At 45.6% G+C, this 18,225-nt stretch carries 7 protein-coding genes; 2 read left to right on the top strand and 5 right to left on the bottom strand.

From position 1 onward, the window contains the following. Nucleotides 1-4: 4 nt before the first annotated feature. The 5 genes from A3KS_RS20065 to A3KS_RS0104775 all read right to left on the bottom strand — a co-directional run bounded on the left by A3KS_RS20065 (nt 5) and on the right by A3KS_RS0104775 (nt 11,063). Nucleotides 5-3,154, bottom strand: a complete 3,150-nt coding sequence (locus A3KS_RS20065; RefSeq protein ID WP_051355660.1) for an EAL domain-containing protein — start codon at nt 3,152-3,154, stop codon at nt 5-7. A 229-nt stretch (nt 3,155-3,383) separates the two neighbouring features. Further along, complete coding sequence (locus A3KS_RS23070; protein ID WP_084504888.1) at nt 3,384-6,254, bottom strand: methyl-accepting chemotaxis protein; 2,871 nt, start codon at nt 6,252-6,254, stop codon at nt 3,384-3,386. Nucleotides 6,255-6,543: 289 nt separating this feature from the next. Further along, nucleotides 6,544-7,545 (bottom strand): 4-hydroxythreonine-4-phosphate dehydrogenase PdxA, encoded by a 1,002-nt coding sequence (pdxA, locus tag A3KS_RS0104765; protein ID WP_026393947.1) that lies wholly within the window; start codon nt 7,543-7,545, stop codon nt 6,544-6,546. 92 nt (nt 7,546-7,637) lie between these two features. Beyond that, nucleotides 7,638-9,986 carry a bifunctional diguanylate cyclase/phosphodiesterase gene (locus A3KS_RS22335; protein WP_051355661.1) on the bottom strand — a complete coding sequence of 783 codons (2,349 nt, stop codon included), beginning with the start codon at nt 9,984-9,986 and terminating at the stop codon, nt 7,638-7,640. A gap of 3 nt (nt 9,987-9,989) precedes the next feature. Next, nucleotides 9,990-11,063: an ABC transporter substrate-binding protein gene (locus A3KS_RS0104775; RefSeq protein WP_026393948.1), complete on the bottom strand. Its 1,074-nt coding sequence runs from the start codon at nt 11,061-11,063 to the stop codon at nt 9,990-9,992. 481 nt (nt 11,064-11,544) lie between these two features. On the opposite strand from A3KS_RS0104775, the gene A3KS_RS22340 reads away from it, so the two are divergent. Both A3KS_RS22340 and A3KS_RS22345 read left to right on the top strand, forming a co-directional pair. Continuing rightward, nucleotides 11,545-14,730, top strand: a complete 3,186-nt coding sequence (locus A3KS_RS22340; protein ID WP_051355662.1) for a methyl-accepting chemotaxis protein — start codon at nt 11,545-11,547, stop codon at nt 14,728-14,730. 289 nt (nt 14,731-15,019) lie between these two features. Next, complete coding sequence (locus A3KS_RS22345) at nt 15,020-18,196, top strand: methyl-accepting chemotaxis protein (RefSeq protein WP_051355663.1); 3,177 nt, start codon at nt 15,020-15,022, stop codon at nt 18,194-18,196. Nucleotides 18,197-18,225: the final 29 nt, after the last annotated feature.

Below are 18,225 nucleotides of genomic sequence, written 5' to 3' on the forward strand. Positions count from 1 at the left end.
GGTTCTATGCAAGAACTCCACCAGCCAGAGTTTCTATACACCTGGATTTATTTTTTATGTTGGAAAAATGATTCTCGTAAATATCTTTCTTGATGGCATGAGCCGATACTGGCTTCGAAAAATAAAAACCCTGGATTTCATCGCAATCTTCGGCTTGAAGAAATGATAACTGAGCGGCAGTTTCCACCCCTTCAGCGGTAACTTCCAGGCCCAGTTCCCGGGCCAGATGAATCATTACCGCTATAACTGCTTCATCCCGGGGATTCTCTCCGATTCCCCAGATAAACTGCCGGTCAATTTTGATACGGTCCACGGGCAGATCTTTTAACCGACTCATCGAAGAAAAAGCCGTACCAAAATCATCAATGCTGATGGCTACACCCAGGTTTTTTAATGCAAAAAGCTGACGAATCACATATTGGGAGGTTTTCATGGCAATGCCCTCGGTAATTTCCAGCTCCAGATATTGGGGTTCCAATCCAGTATCTTCCAGGCAGGTACGAATAATACGCTCCAGATTGGAACTACGAAACTGCTCCACCGACAGATTCACTCCCATCCGCACCGGCTTGTATCCCTGATTTTGCCAGGTTTTGTTTTGGGTACAGGCGGTCTTCAAGACCCATTCGCCGATACTGCTGATTAATCCGCTTTGTTCAGCCAGGGGGATAAACACCTCCGGTGAAATGATGCCCCGTTCGGGATGGTTCCACCGCAGCAGTGCTTCAAAACCAGTTATCTCATGGGTCGTGGCGGAAACCTGAGGCTGATAATGGAGAAATAGTTCCTCTCCTTCGAGCGCCCGATGGAGACTATTGGTCAGGGTCATCTTTTCCTGGACCGCCTCTTTCATAACCCCTGAACAGTAAGAAATTCGTCCTTTTCCGCTTTTTTTGGCAGCATACATCGCCAGGTCCGCATTTTTTATCAGACCATTGACATTTTCCCCATCTTTGGGATAAACGGCGATTCCACCGCTTCCGGAAATATACAATTCCTGCTCGGCCACCAGCATCGGGCGATGAAATATCGACATTACCTGCTCAGCCGTTTTTTCCAGCTCCAGATTATCTGAAATTTGGGGAACCATTATCAGAAATTCATCGCCGCCAAATCGCCCCACCAGATCGGCTGCACCGAGACAATCGGTAAGCCGCTTCCCAATCCGTTTTAGTAGCTGGTCGCCCCAATCATGTCCCAGGGTATCATTAACTTCCTTAAAACCATCCAGGTCAATAAAGATCACCCCCAGTTTTTTTCCAGTTTGCCCGGCCAGGTCAATGGCCTGCTCCAGTCGTCGGTAAAACAAAGCGCGATTGGGGATCCCGGTGAGGGGATCATAGTAGGCCAGATAATTCATGTCATGTTCGGTTTCCACTTTGGCGATGGCATCTGCCAGAATATTAGCCAGCACTCTCAGCCAATCCTGATCAATACCCCGTAAGGCCTTGTTGCCACGGATCTGATCAAATCCGATCTGTCCAATAATGCGATGATTGCTCTGGATCGGAACGAGTATCTGAGACCGGACTTTTCGCTTTTTAAGCCGAAGGCGTTCCTCCTCGGCCTCAATCGGAAGTTGATCAGTACTGGGAATAAAAACAATATTATTTTTTAAAATCTGCCCGCTACTCCAGGCCCATTCCGTTATCCCGCTGTTTTCGCTCTCCCCGATCAGCGCTGTTACCCCATCTTTCACCCACTCATGAGTACAGATCAGCTTTTTATCAGCCCGGGAAAAACGCTCGATATAAACCCGATCGGTTCTGGTAAAATTGCCGCTTCTTTCGAGTAACTGATTAACCTTTTCATCAAAATTGCTGCGGTTCATGGTTACAAAATCAGACGACAGTTCTGAAATCATTTTTTGAAAAGCATCCTGTTTGCTGTTTTCCAGCAATCTCTGAACATAAATCTGGGTAATCATGGCGGTTAGCCCAATCCCGATGATGTAAAACAACAGTCTGTAAAAATAAAAGCGTTTGTCCACCATCAGCCATGAATCAGGCAATAATATCCAGAAAATCAGTTCCAGAAGCAGACTTAAAACTCCCAGCCCCAAGAAGATGTTCTTATTATTAAAAATAACCGTAAGCATCATAAAAAATATCGGAACCGGCCAGATGATATTGCTGAAATCCGTGTTGAAATGGATCAGCATCACCACCGGCATCAGAATCCCCAGAAAAAGCCCCAGGGCATTCTCCTGAGATTTAATCGACTTGAAGAGATAGGGAATGCTCATGACAAAGGTACCCATCAGGACCAGAATAAAACTTAAGAGCAGACCAGTAATGCGGGTATCACCATTGTTGACCCGGCCATAGAAATTCAAAATACTCCCAATAACCATCACAATACTGATGTATTTAAAAAGCCTGATCCGGCTGATGGTGCTGAGGATTATTCCTTCCGGTTGCGATTCATTCTTATTCTGCGGCGATGATATCATGCCATATTTATAGATAATGAAAAAGATGCAAGCCACCGGTATCAGCACTTCCACCGGCGCCATCGATGGAATCCGCCCGTTGGGCAGACTGGCCACCACAAAATCGGTGATGGTACCTAAAAAAAACGCTGCTCCAAAGGATACCATCAGCAGCATGGCTTTGGCCCGATCAGGGGTATTTTTTCTTTTTTTGTACCAGCGAACCAGCAGCAGCATCGATATATAAGAAAAACTCAAATAATAAGCAAGAAACAGAAGATTAAACCAGAGCTTATCGCTCTCAGAAATCCATCCGGCATCGGTAAGCGTCATCTGAATGTGCCCATTTTCCGGCATGCTGAAAATAACGAAGACAATGATATTGACCAATGCTGGTGCGTAGAGTACGCTTAACAGCAGCTTTTTTTTATTCGCCTCACTCCAAGGGGCGTTTCGAAGAATAATAATAACGTGAAGAAGAATGCTGTAAGCAACGCCCCAGCCCAATACTGAAAATCGACGCCAAAAAAGGGCTTCTGCAGCAGTCGCTGATGAGTTGGTAGCGGCCACGACAAAACTCCAGATGGCAAAACAAAAACACAATCCGGCAAACACCCGATTCAGCCGGACATCCTTGTTGAGGGTTAAACTATAGGTTCCAAAAATAACATAGACGACAAATGTAAGATAGAGTGTCATTGATATGATATTTTGAAGTGTCATTTGTCCTCCTCGACAATAATTGATCAACGCTAATATTTAGTATTATACTATTTTGCGGCAGGATAATCAATTGGATATTCAGCGCTTGCTCGAACTAGCAAATATTTTACTCTTTCGAATTTAAACTGATTCAAATCGATCAAATAAAATCGGTCTGACAAAATAATGGCCTCCTGATACAGGGAGGCCATTTCTATCCTTTTTTATTTTACTAATTTTTTGAATACTATCAGTATTTATCCATTTCCTGGTCATCCAGAACAATTTTGGGTTGCGGTGCCGGTGCACTGTCGACGATTTTCTTTTTTTCTGGAATCCCGCCATTGAAGCGATTCGCTTTATTCCCCGTGGACTTAAGTTGGAATGCTCCCACCATCTGCTTGAGCATTTCCGCCTGACCAGATAATTCTTCGCTGGCAGCAGCACTTTCTTCCGCCGTGGCTGAATTGGTTTGAACCACCGATGACACCTGTTCGATGCCCTGGGTGATCTGAGCAATCTCTGACGCCTGTTCGTTGGATGCCTGGGCAATATCTCCCACCAGCCCAGTGACCTTTTCAATTTCGCTGAGAATTTCTTTCAGGCTCTCCGCCGTTTCGTCGGCTATTTTTGTCCCCGTTTCCACCTTGTCGATGGAACCTTCGATCAGACCGGTGGTTTCCTTGGCAGCATCAGCACTGCGGGCGGCCAGGCTACGTACTTCTTCGGCAACCACAGCAAAACCTTTGCCATGCTGACCAGCCCGGGCGGCTTCTACCGCCGCATTAAGGGCCAGAATATTCGTCTGGAAAGCGATGTCGTCGATGACTTTGATGATACGGGAAATGTTTTTAGAGGACTCGTTAATGTCCACCATCGCAGTAACCATTTTTGTCATTTGGGCGTTGCCAACCTCAGCATTGCTCCGAACTTCCTGGGCCCGTTGGTTGGCTTCATTGGCACGCATGGCATTTTTCTTGGTTTCCCCGGCAACTTCTTCAATTGAGGCGTTCAGTTCCTGAATGGCGCTGGCCTGTTCGGTGGTTCCTTGAGACAGTGCCTGTCCGCCGTCAGATATTTGGATCGCACCGGATTCAACCTGCCCCGCCGCTTCGTTAATTTCACCCATGGTCGTGCTGAGGGTGGTGGTAATATCATTCAAAGCTGTTTTAATAGCCTGGAAATCTCCCAGATACTCGGTAGTAATCTGTTGATCAAGATTTCCCTGCCCCATTTGTTCCAGGGTCTGGGTGATCTCATCGACATAACGTTTCAGGAAGGCAACGGTATTATTCATCGCTTCTTTGATGACCGCGTAATCGCCATTATAATAACCAGTCATTCCGGTATTTAAATTTCCCTTTGCCAACTCATTGAGTGTCACAGAAGCTTCCTGGACTGGTGCGACCACGGCATCCAGGGTCGCGTTTACGCCATTGACAATTTTAGCAAAGTCGCCTTGATGTCGACTGGCATCAGCTCTTGTATCCAGTTGTCCTTCAATCCCAGCTTGTGCCAGCATATTGGCATCATTAATCAGATTCTCAACTGAATTTTGGACCTCTTCCAGGCTGTTTCTGATTTCGTTGAATTGGGCACTGACTTCAGATGTGTATTCATCGGCTTCGCTGATCTCTAAATCAAAAGCTAAATTCCCTTCAGATAAACGAATCAGGTTATTGCCTAGTCGGGTCACTTCATTTTTGGTGTAATCACTGATGCGGATCATCGGTGTTAAATCGGAAACGACTTCCACAAAGCCGACATTCTCACCTTTGGAATCTTTGAGATAGGCCGTGTCCTGTTTATAGTTTCGACCAAACCAGTCGAAATAGCTGTCGGCCAGTCCCTGATCCACCAGTCTCCGGATCCCACAGCCTTCAGTCTGACAAATACTGGCTCCGGCGTTGTAGCAATCCATGCCACAGCCAGAAGCTCGATCGGTGATTACACCGTTGGCAATCATCATGTCTTCAAAAGCCTTGTTCATAAAGGTCCATTTCATATCATTGTCGGTAACGTGGATGGGGAATGGCACCGCATCAATAATTGCCTCATACCAGACCATTTTGTCGACCACAGTATCCAGCGTAGCGTTAACCCCTTCAACGATTTCTTTGTAACCACCGCTGAATTTTTCGGCATCCCCCCGCGTATTCCATTGTCCCTGGACAGCAGCCAACGCCAACATCGTCGCTTCATCAATAAGCGACCGAATGGTTTCAATGGTCTGCTTAATTGCCGGTGCCAATTCATCCTGATCATCTCTTGGTTCGATGTCTGCACTGACATCACCGCTGGCCAGCTGATTCATCGTTCCGATAACAACGTTCTGAATGGCATCAGAGAAGGAGTCCATGGCCACGGCCATTTCACCAATTTCATCCTTGCGTTTCATATTCAGTCGCATCGTAAAATGACCCATATTCATTTCTTTGCTCATCTGGGTTGCCTGCTGCAAAGGCTTGCTGATCAGGGAACGTAAGACCAGACCAAAGATAATGGCCACCGCAAATGAGATCAATGTGACAATTATCATTGTGTTCTTTGCGGTATTGGCGGTGGCACTATCGAGTTCTTCAAAGGTCTGTGCTTCTTCCAGCTTCATCGGCACCAGTTTGTTAATAGCATCCATTTCGACCATAGCGGCTTTTTCGTAGGCACCTTCATCCGCCAGCAGGGCCAGGGCTTCAGAGTCCTTATTTTCCAGAGCCAGAGCCTTCACCTTTTCAAATTCCTGAGCCAAAACTTTTCGGGATGCCACAAATTCTTCAAACACTGCCTGCATTTCGGAATCAATCAAGGTCTCCTGAAAAGCCGCCGCCGCATCGTCAATTTCCTGGTTGCGCACGGCGACTTTATCAGCATTGGACTGGATTAAGGCCGGATCATTTTCAATAATCATATCTCTGACAATTACCCGCATCCGCTGATAGGAAGTGGAAATCTTGCCGACCTCAGCAATTGGCAGGGTCATTTTTTCGTAAAGGATGACATTAGAGTCTTCCAGTTTTTGGACATTGACATATCCCACAGCCCCTACCACCCCGGTAATCAAGGCGACAATAACGAAGCTAACCAGTAGCTTCGCTCCAATTTTCATGTTATACATCCATTGCATATTTTACTCCTTCTGCTTCTTAATATAAATATCCGATGTTACATTGCAACAAATATAGCGTTTTCGGCAATTTTTATCTATATTTTGGCATAAAAAAAGAACGATATAAGCCAATTGTACTGACTCACGATTCGTTCTCTTTGTTAAACGAACCAAACTTAACTTGATCTCGTTTTTTGTTAATCATCAAGCAACAACTCGTAAATTATACTATTCAGTAAAACAGAAGTCAATTATTAATTTCTCATCCGACTATAATCCTCAAAACTCTTGTTGCGAGCCAGAATTATCAATCCTGTTTGAAAAACGGGGCATACTCTGCCCCCAATCGAATGGCTTCAATCAAACTGACCGGACTGGCGATACCCTGCCCGGCAATATCCAGAGCCGTCCCATGATCCACCGAGGTTCGGAGGATCGGCATACCAATGGTAATGGATATGGTCTTCTCAAAATCTACCATTTTAGTAGCGATATGACCCTGATCATGATAGAGCGATAAAACCGCATCATACTTACCTTTTAAAGCAAAATAAAAAACACTGTCAGCGCCAATCGGTCCCTCAACATTGATACCGCGCTCGCGGGCCGCTGCTACGGCTGGCATCACAACATCCACCTCTTCCCGACCAAAAAGGCCATGCTCACCACTGTGGGGATTAAGACCGGCAATGGCCATATGAGGATTTTTCACGCCCAGAATTTTCAGTGCCGATACACTCTGGTCAATAAAGGCTAACAGCTTATCCTCTGTGACCAATTCGCAGGCCTGACGTAGCGAAACATGACGGCTCAAAAAAAACACCCTGAGATCATGAACCTGAAACATCGTCAGGGGATTTTTGGTTTGGGTTAACGCTCCAACAATTTCGGTATGTCCGATAAAGGGTACCTTGGCAGCTTTTAGAGATTCCTTGTTAATGGCCGTAGTCGTCAGCACATCGGCTTTCTTTGCCAGACAGAGCCGGGTCGCTACTTCAATATATTCATAGGCGGCTTTTCCGGTCATGGCCTGTACCGCTCCCATTTTCAGTTTATTTATTTCAATATTATCCAGATCAATCAGATTAAGAACCCCGGGCACGAAGTTACCGGCCTGGGGTTCATCGATACAATTGATGGTCATCCTCACATTTGAAAACTTGATGGCTTCTTGCAACACCTTTTTGTTCCCCACCACCACCAGTCGGGCCATTTTATGAACGGTATCGTCTGCCAGGGCTTTCACTGTTATTTCAGGGCCGATGCCGGCGGCATCGCCGATCGGAATTACCAGTATTGGTTTTTTCATAGTATTCTCCTTGTCGCCTGTCTGTATAATAATTCTGTTTTTTTAACGTTTATCTGATTTTTTCATAACCTATCAATGTCGGTGTTCTCTGCTTAATCCTTATTCAACTCGTTTAGCAATTTTTCCAGCTGGGATTCACCGATAGGACGGCTGAAATAATAACCCTGAACATGATCGCATTGATAGGTTTTTAAACAATCCAGTTGTTCCAATTCTTCAACCCCTTCCACAATCACATCCATATGAAGGGTATGGGCCATCATAATAATGGATTCCATTAAATTTTCATTGGATTTCTTAGTCAACAGATCCCGGGTAAAGGCCTGATCGATTTTCAAGGTGTCAATCGGCAGGTTTTTTAAATATGCCAGGGACGAATAACCAGTGCCAAAATCATCCAGCGACATGCGGATACCAATCTGCTTCAGGCGATCAAAAATTTTTATGGCCTCTTCAAAGGAATGGATGAATAGATTTTCAGTAATTTCCAGCTCCAGCAACTCCGGTTCCAGTCCACATCGCTTGAGGGTATCTTCCACCATTTCCGGAAAATGCTCATGGCTCAGTTGGACCGGAGAGACATTGACCGAAATCATAATATCAGTACCCATTTTATGGTTGATTGTGATGATTTGCCGGCAGGCGGTTTCCAATACCCAGGCACCAATCGGAACAATCAGTCCGGTGGATTCAGCAATGTGGATAAAGTCCAGCGGGGATACCATCCCCAGTTGCGGATGATCCCAGCGGATCAACGCTTCAAAACCACGAATTTTTTTATTTTTAACATCGATTTGCGGTTGATAGTGTAGAAAAAACTCATTGTTATCAAGAGCAGACCGTAGTGAGTTCTCCAGCATCATATTCCTCAACAGGTTCTGCTTCATGGTGTTTTCAAAAAAAGCGTACTGGGCTCTTCCCCGCTGTTTTGCCATATCTGCCGCCGTATTGGCATATTGCAGTAGTTCTTCCACATCCCGGGCATCATCGGGATAGAGTGCAATACCCACATGAAAACGCAGGTAAACATTATTTTCATTAAAGGTCATGGCCCGGTTGAAAACCGATCTCAGCCTTTCAATCTCAGCCACAGCATTCTCGGGGTTTTCGAGATCTGTCAGAACCCGGATAAAATTAGAGCCATTAATCCGTGCCACAAAGCCATGAGAACATTTAAGCGCCAGTAACCGGGTACCCATCATCTCCAGAATCTTATCCCCAAAAGATGGTCCAAAAGTATCATTGATCCGCTTAAAGTTATGAATATCAAAACAGATTACGGCAATTTTTTCACGGTTGTCGAGGATCAATTGATTCAATGACTCCGCTAAATAGGCCGCATTGGGCAATCTGGTCTGGGAGTCGTAATAGGCCAACACTTTTAGGGCCTCATCCCGTTCTTTGACACTGGCCACCATCCCATTAAAATTCTCGGTGAGCCGATTGAATTCATCAAAGCGATTGTCAGTATTAATTGGATGGTAATCCCCGGCCGCAATTTCTTTTGTCTGCTGGTTCAGTTCTCCAAAAGAATGGTTGATATCTTTAAAAACCAGCCGGGCAATAATCCGGGAAAATAAGACCAGCAAACAGGTGAACAACAACATAATCCCTAAAAAAGGCCTTAATGCGGCATAAATCGAATCATAGGATTCATAAACAAAGACATGCCAGTCGGCATTGTCGACATCAGCATGACTAACCATCGCCGTTTTGCCTTCATAAGTGAACGTATGAATCTGATCTTCGATTTCTACTTCTGGATGGATTGATTGATAATTAGCTTCAATTTCCCGCTGATAGACCTTATTAATATCCTTATTGGAAATAAAAACACCATTGCCATCGGTGATAGCTACTGTTACCGCATCCCCAAAGGTCTTAATATGATTTAGCGAAAGCATACTGATTTCTTCCAGATTCAAATAAGCCACCAATACCCCCTCCGCCTGGGGAATAGCAATAGTGATCGTCGGTTGGCCCGTTTGCTGGGATATAAAGGAAGACGACACAAAGGGGCGCCGGGTGGCTCTTACCTCTGCAAAAAATGGCTGACTGGAACGGTTTGCACCCAGAATATTAGCATTTTGAGGCGCGTTGACTTTTACCATTCCATCCGCGTCAAGAATTTCGAAGCCCTCAATCGAGTCAGAATTTTCAAGTATCGCATTCATATAACTCTCGATGGCTACACCATCCGTTAACGTGCCATCTTCCAATAAATGATTTATCTGATAGAGCACCTGAAATGACTCATCAATAAAATCTGCCATCCGTTGGGCGATGGTTGCTGCAATCATGGTATTTTTTTCCTGCATATCTTTGACCAGATAATTATAGATCAATGGCGTAACTAAAAGACCCACAAGAATCAGCGGGATGATAATGGAAAGCATATTATTGATCAAAATGAAATCTCGCAGCTTTTTAATTCGCCTCATTTTCTATTCCGCCTTTTTAAATTGGCCATCCTTCACAACGTATTCATAAATGGTGCGGCTGGCATCGCCGTACCCGTCAATGATGATGTCACTCTGAAGTCCCTGATAGGTGCTCTTTTTAATGATTGTGTTTTTGATTGTTTCAGGATCATTGCTGTTGGCTTCCGCCATGGCATCAAATAAAATCATGGCGGCTTCATATGTATATACCGCGGCAAAGGTGGGCTCGGCACCGTATTTACTCAGATACTTCTCTCGAAATGCGGTATAAGTGGGGATCCGTGAATCCAAATCGATCAGGCTCGTAATCGTGACACCTTCAACCGCTCCCCCACCCTGCAAGAGCAGGTCATTATTCATTGACCATGCAGCCAGATAAACCGGCGTCTGATTTTTTAGTTTGTAAAATTGCTGGCAAAACATGGCCGCATCAAATGATGAGGCTAAAATTACGATACTGTCTGGATTTGTATTTGAAACCCGTTGGGTAATATCCAGGTAGTTTGGGTTTGATCCGGATAAAAAAGCTTCTTCGTAAATAATTTGCCCGCCAAGCGGGACTATTTCTCGGGCAATACCATCTTTTACAGTACCCGTATAAGCCAGGTTCTGAGATTCATAAATCACAGCCACCTTTTTTTCGCCGCCATTTTTGACCATACTCGCTTTAATGACCGCCGCCTGATCACTGTTCGGCGAAACGACCCCGATTAAATGATCGTCCTGATTAAACAGGGTGGTGGCACTCATGGTCGGGTTAATCATTAACATGTCTTTACTGTTGACAAAGGGGATGCTCAAGGCCGCCATATTACTGGTCATATGACCGATGATAAATGACACCCCGTCTTCGTAGAGCTCCTGATCAACAGCCAGTCCGGTTTCTGGATCATTTTGGTCATCTTTAACAACCACTTCTACCGTTCTGCCATTAATACCGCCCGCATCATTGATTTCTTCCACTGCCATCATCAGCCCATTACGACCATTAACGCCCAACTCCGAGGTACTTCCGGTGAGACTGGCAACAAAACCAATGGTGACCGGTTTCTGCTGAATACAGGCAGTGAGAGTCAAGATTATTCCAATTAATAAAATCAGTCCTGAAAGAAATTTCTTCAGCTTAATGACTAACGCCTCCTTTCCAGGGAATAGTATTTGAGTATATGAAGATCCTGATCATCGATTTGAAAATGATTTATATCAGTATACCCCAAATTTGATATGATTATTCATTGATCATTTATCGGAGTCTCTCTTTAAAATCCATCTTAGTCTGTTTTAAAAAGAAACACAACCGATAAAAGATCATTCTCACAAATTTTACATTTAATGCTGTAATACCATATCGCATATTAAATTTTCAGATAATCCTTTTTTATTCTAGAGTATCTATGTTAACTGTTTATTTTTATAATTGCGGGGTAAAAAATGCGTGTATAAGGCATAATAAATCGCTTGCTCCCATTCCCATTTTCAGCTACACTCATGCTACTCAATCCCGATCTAAATCGACATCAAATTCATCATAAACATGATGAGCCAAAGGAGAAATGAAATGAACAAGAAAAAAGGTCTACTCGTCAAAATGCTGTTGTCCATCGGATTGCCAGTTGCCATTATTTTTGCTGTCGTAGCAGGCATATCCCTTTATGTTGTGAACCAGGCCATCACCAGAATTACCATCGATGAACTATCAGCCCGGTCCCAGGCAGTTTCCAATGAAATAGACAGCTATTTTAGCAAATATCTGGAAGTAGCCAATCAACTGTCTGCCAACCCTGAAATTCAAAGTTTATTTAATCAGGTCGCCCCGGGAACGGGGATCACCACCACGGCTAATTTCCCGGAAATCAAGCAGACCCTGGATAATGTGGTCGCCACTGATCCGGAAAATATTCGGGTCGCCTGGATCGCCGACGTCGATTCCAGTCAGTTTACTCAATCTGATGGATCATCATCTGATGGAACCTATGATATCAATGCCCGCCCCTGGTACCAGGAATTGGTGGCAAAAAAAGAAGTGTTTATTTCCGAACCTTATTTAGACGTCGTTACCAATCAAATTATTGTCAGCGTGGTCGCCCCAGTATTTAAACCCGGTACTAAGGACTTAATTGGGGCAACCTGTGTGGATGTTTCCATTGATCGTATCAAAGAAATCATCGCTGAAAATAAAATTGGGGAAACCGGATTTTTCGTTGTCTCAACCAATAGTGGTGTCGTCTTTGATCATCCCAATCCGGACTTTAATAACGGTCCCCTGAGCGATACCGATCTCTCTGAAAACATTATCGCTGCCCTGACCGATAAAACCGCCGGCCCGATTTCATATTCATCTGGTGCCATCGAAAGCCAGGGCTATGTCACCGAGATCGGTGATACTGGCTGGGTACTGGCCACCGGACTGCCGATGGCAGAATTCAACCAATCGTTTGCCACCATTCAGACGATGATGCTGGTCATCTTTGGCCTGGGTCTTTTGGTCATCGTCGGGCTCATCGTTATTTCCACCCGTAGCTTTATCCGGCCGATTACCAGACTGGCTGAAGCTGCCGATCATCTTGCTCTGGGTGCGGTTGACATTGACTACACCATGGCCAATGATGCCAAAGCCGATGAAATTGGCGAACTGACTAAATCCTTTGTCAACATGGCTGAAAATATCCGGGATCAGGCTGAAGCCGCCCAAAACATTGCTCAGGGTGATTTATCAATTGATATCCAGCCGAGATCAGAAGACGATGTGCTGGGTAATAGTATGGTTTCGATTAAAAATGCCATCGGTAGTCTGGTTGCCGATACCATCATGCTTTCCGATTCAGCTATTCGCGGGGATTTCACCAAGCGGGCAGAAGTCAGTAAACATGCTGGTGAGTATGCTAAGGTTATTTCCGGCGTTAATCAAACTCTGGACACCGTCGTCGACAATATGTTCTGGTATGAAGCGATTATTGATGGCATCCCCTTCCCGGTTCACGTCACCGATATGAATATGAAATGGACCTTTATGAATCGTTCCTTTGAAGATCTGATGATCAAAAATGGTGTCATCACCGATCGAGTTTCCGCCTGCGGTATGGATTGCTATAATGCTGGTGCTAATATTTGTCAGACCGAAGGCTGCGGCATCCGCCGACTGGTGGATCAGGGTCTGGCTGACTCCTATTTTGAATGGGTGGGACGAAACAACAAGCAGGATACTGCTTACCTAAAAAATAAAAAAGGTGAAAACATTGGCTTTGTCGAAATCGTCACCGATCTAACCCCAATTATCCGAGTCAGTGATTATACTCATGCCGAAGTTTCCCGGCTGGGCGATAACCTGATCCGTTTGGCCGAAGGGAATCTGGACTTTGACATGAACATCAGCGAAGCAGATGAATACACCAGTGAGATCAGCGTCCAGTTTAACGAAATCAGTCACAGCTTAACTGCCGTTAAAACGTCCATCGGCGATATGATCGAAGGTGCTTCGATGATCTCCAATGCAGTAATTGATGGCAATCTTCAAACCCGGGCCGATGCCAGTAAATTTAAAGGTGCCTGGCACGAACTTGTCGGCGGGATGAATGCCATTCTTGACGAAATCAATAAACCATTAGGAGAAGTTTTGGTGGTAATGGACGCCATCTCAAACGGTAATCTCCATGAACGTATCACCGGTAACTACAGCGGAGATGTGGATGCTCTTAAACAAACTGTTAACACCACCGCCAGTCGTCTGGAAGCCGTTGTCAGTGAAATTACTGAAAAAATTGAACAACTATCAAAAGGCAATCTTAATATCGAAAACGCCCGGGAATTCCGGGGCGACTGGATTACCATTTCTAATGCCATCAATGTCATCATTCAATCGTTGAACGATGTTATGGGTGATATTAATGTGGCCGCCGAACAAGTTGCCTCTGGCTCCGGGCAGGTCTCTGCAGGAAGTCAGTCACTGGCTCAGGGTTCCACCGAACAGGCCAGTTCCGTTCAGGAATTAACCGCCTCGATTGCTGAAATTGCCGACCAGACCAAAAACAATGCCGTCGACGCCAATAAAGCCAGAGAATTAGCCGACACCGTCAAAGATCATGCTGCCAAAGGCAATGCCCAGATGTCGCAAATGCAGAATTCCATGGTGGCCATCAACCAGTCTTCCGAAGATATTTCGAAAATTATTAAGGTAATTGATGACATTGCCTTCCAAACGAATATTCTAGCCCTTAATGCTGCAGTGGAAGCAGCCCGGGCCGGTCAACATGGCAAAGGGTTTGCCGTCGTTGCTGAAGAAGTTCGCAGCCTGGCGGCACGAAGTGCTGATGCCGCTAAGGAAACTACCACCTTGATTGAGGGTTCTATTGATAAGGTTCAGGAAGGAACCAAAATCGCCGATGATACCGCTGTCGCTTTAGATGACATTGTCGCCGGCATCGAAAAGGTCACTACCCTAATTGGGAATATTGCCGTTGCCTCCAATGAGCAGGCATCGGGCATTGCCCAAATTGATACCGGGGTGGAACAGGTCGCCCACGTTGTTCAGCAGAACTCTGCCACCGCTGAAGAAAGTGCCGCTGCCAGCGAAGAACTTTCGGGACAAGCTGAGCTCCTTAAACAACTGGTTGACACCTTTAAACTCCGAAGCAAAAGCAAATCAACCATCGCTTCAGCTACCCCTTTAAAAAATACGGAAGCTACTCACAGACCAGCACCTGAACCAAGTATCGACCTGGGTGATATGGACATGGATAAATACTAATTCTCCTGTCCGCACTTTTAACAAACAGGCGCCGAAAAAGGCGCCTGTTTTCATAAAATCTCCAATCCTATTTAACCGCAAAAAAGATCAACATACCTTATCTATGACTACTGAAATAATTAAACGATCTTGCTAAACCTATATGCATATATGTCGATATATAAATATGATAGCAATCGATTACTGCAGAACTATCAGATCTAAGTTTGTATTAAATTTGTTAATACAAAAGATCTGGCTGTTCTATCGAATTTTCTATTTAATGTAACATTTAGAAAGGAGCATCATCATGAACGATACCCCATTAAAAAAACACGATCAGGCCTCGGTAAAAACCCGCTTATCCACCAAATTAATGGCTTTTACCACTCTAATTCTGGCCGCTGCGGTACTCACCCTCGGGCTGATTGCCATCAATTTAGGAGCAGCTGCTCTGACCAATGAATCTGCTACCCAGGAAGAGGCCTTTGCCACTGAAGGTGCCGGTCATATCGGTGCCGTCATTTCTGGTAATCTCGGAAAGCTTGATGAAATTGCCCTTAGAGCCCGAACTGCCACCATGGACTGGAATACCCAGGTCACCTCCATTTCCGGAGATGTTGAACGTTTAGGCTATCAGGATATCGCCGTCATGGATCTAAACGGTAACGCCAGATATATTATCGGTGGTCAGGAATTTAAGTCTGAAGGTCAATTTTGGTACGAAGATGGTTTTGCCGGAAAAACATCAATTTCTGACGTAGCTATCAGCAAGGTAACCAATGAGCCGGTTGTCTTTGAAGTATCTCCGATTAAAAACAATGGTCAGGTCGTTGGCCTTCTGGTTGGACGAAGAGATCCTACTTTTATGCTGGACATCACCAATGCCATGGGCGATGGTGAGCGCAAGTACGGTATGGTCATTAACGCAAACGGTGCTGTCATGGCCCATCCCAATGAACAACTGATCCTGGATCAGACCAACGTCTTTGATGAGATTGAAGCCAATGGACCATTAAAAGAGTTTGGTATGGCGATCCAGGAATTGGGAGTAGGTGAAACAGGCAGTATTTCCTATAATTACAAAGGTGATGCCAAACTTGCCTACAATGCGCCGATCCCCAGCACCGACTGGACACTTATCATTACTAAATTCGAAGCTGATGTGCTGGCCCCGATTAATAATCTGCGAAACGTTATTCTGATTGCCTCCTTCCTGATTTTGTTAGTCGGCGGTCTGGCCACCTATGTCCTGGCCCGCAAAATTTCAAAACCAATTATTGCTTTAAATCAGATGATCAAGGAAATGACCCAGGGACATCTGAGTGTTCGACTGGAGGTGGAATCCAAGGACGAGGTCGGCGAAATGACTGCTTCCATGAATCAGCTGGCCGATGATCTCCAGAATGTCGTTATCGGCACGATGAACCAGATTTCCAACGGCGATGTCTCCGCAAACATTGAATTAAGGGATCCTGAGGATGAAATTGCGCCGGCACTAAAACGCACCATTGAAACCATCCGCGGTCTGATTAATGAAGCAACGATGCTGGCTTTGGCCGCCGTCCAGGGCCAATGGCAAACGCGGGGCGACGCCGAAGCTTTTGACGGTGGTTTTAAAGAAATCGTCGAAGGTGTCAACGCTACCCTGGATACCATAGTAGATAAGATGGTCTGGTACGAAGCCATCATCGATGCCGTACCTTTCCCCATTCATGTTACTGACAACGACATGAAATGGACCTTTATGAACAAGCCCTTTGAAAACATGATGGTTAACAATAATGTCATCACTGACCGTGAATGCGGTTATGGCATGGATTGTTATAATGCTGGTGCCAATATCTGCCAGACTGAAGGATGCGGAATCCGCCGACTAGTAGATAAAGGCTTGGGTGACAGCTACTTTGAATGGTACGGGCGAAACTACAAACAAGATACCGCCTATCTCAAAGATTCTAAAGGTGATAATGTCGGCTTTGTGGAAGTCGTCACTGATTTAACCCCGATGATCCGAGTCAGTGACTATACCAAAAATGAGGTCACCCGACTGGGTGCGAATCTGACTCGCTTATCCCAGGGTGATCTGGCTTTTGATATGGACATCAGCCAGGCCGATGAATATACAACCGAAGTCAGTGCTCAATTCAATCAAATTCGAAACAGTCTGGAAATGGTTCAAACATCCATCGACAACCTGATCAGCGACGCCGATATGCTGGCCCAGGCCGGTATTGATGGAAAATTGAATACCCGGGCCGATACCAGCAAGCACCAGGGCGACTTTGCCAAAATTGTCAATGGCGTCAATGCTACCCTGGATGCCGTGGTCAAACCGTTTCAGGAAGCCTCTGCTACCCTTAATGAGCTGGCTAATGGCAATTTAAATACTGGCATGATCGGTAACTACAATGGTGATTATACCCTGATTAAAGATTCCATGAATCAAACCGTCGCCTTCCTGAAACGCTATGTTGACGAGATTACCCACACCCTGGAAGAAATGGGTAGTGGTAACCTTGATCTGGAAATCACTGCCGACTATCTGGGCGATTTCCAGGCGATAAAAGCCGCCCTTAATGGGATTACGGCGACCCTCAGCGAAACCATGGCCGAAATCAATGAAGCGGCCGGTCAGGTTGAAGCCGGTGCCCGCCAGATTTCTGATGGCGGACAGGCCCTGTCTCAGGGCACCACCGAACAGGCCAGTGCGATCCAGCAACTTAACGCATCCATTGAAGAAGTGGCCGGAGAAACCAAAAAGAACGCCACCAACGCCAATGAAGCCAATCAGCGGGCCCTGGAGGTTCGTAACAATGCTGAGGTCGGTAACAAACAGATGAACAAGATGGTTTCAGCCATGGGTGAAATCAATGAGTCCTCCCATAATATTTCAAAAATTATCAAAGTCATCGATGACATTGCCTTCCAGACCAATATCCTGGCCCTTAACGCCGCAGTCGAAGCGGCCCGAGCCGGCCAGCACGGCAAAGGCTTTGCCGTTGTTGCCGAAGAAGTCCGCTCACTGGCGGCCCGCAGTGCCGAAGCCGCCAAAGAAACCACTGGTTTAATTGAAGGCTCGATTGAGAGCGTCGATGTCGGCACCAGAATTGCCGACGAAACCTCTGAAAGCTTAAAAGAGATCTTAAGTGAAATCGAAAAGGTTACCGATCTGGTTGGCAACATTGCCCGGGCTTCCAATGATCAGGCCACCGAAATCGCCCAGATCACCCAGGGCATTGAACAGGTTTCCACCGTCGTTCAGACCAACTCGGCCACCGCCGAAGAAAGTGCTGCTGCCAGTGAAGAGCTGTCCGGACAGGCCGAAATGCTCAAACAGATGGTCGGTGCTTTCAAAATCAAGAAAAAAGGTTCTGCCCGTCATATCGCTCCTCCCCCCCCGGTTGAAAAACCAGTAAAACCGGTACAAGCTGCACCAGCTGCACCCCGGATTGTCCTTGATGATCTGGAGATGGATAAGTATTAGCCCAAGTATTTGAATCAATTAAAGCAAAA

The organism is Acetobacterium malicum subsp. dehalogenans DSM 11527 (genome assembly GCF_000472665.1).
Lineage (GTDB): Bacteria > Bacillota > Clostridia > Eubacteriales > Eubacteriaceae > Acetobacterium > Acetobacterium malicum.

Coding starts and splice junctions, on each gene's coding strand:
- A3KS_RS22345 (WP_051355663.1), top strand. CDS start 15,020: ATGAACGATACCCCATTAAAAAAACACGATCAGGCCTCGGTAAAAACC.
- pdxA (WP_026393947.1), bottom strand. CDS start 7,545: ATGAAAAAACCAATACTGGTAATTCCGATCGGCGATGCCGCCGGCATC.
- A3KS_RS22340 (WP_051355662.1), top strand. CDS start 11,545: ATGAACAAGAAAAAAGGTCTACTCGTCAAAATGCTGTTGTCCATCGGA.
- A3KS_RS20065 (WP_051355660.1), bottom strand. CDS start 3,154: ATGACACTTCAAAATATCATATCAATGACACTCTATCTTACATTTGTC.
- A3KS_RS23070 (WP_084504888.1), bottom strand. CDS start 6,254: ATGCAATGGATGTATAACATGAAAATTGGAGCGAAGCTACTGGTTAGC.
- A3KS_RS22335 (WP_051355661.1), bottom strand. CDS start 9,986: ATGAGGCGAATTAAAAAGCTGCGAGATTTCATTTTGATCAATAATATG.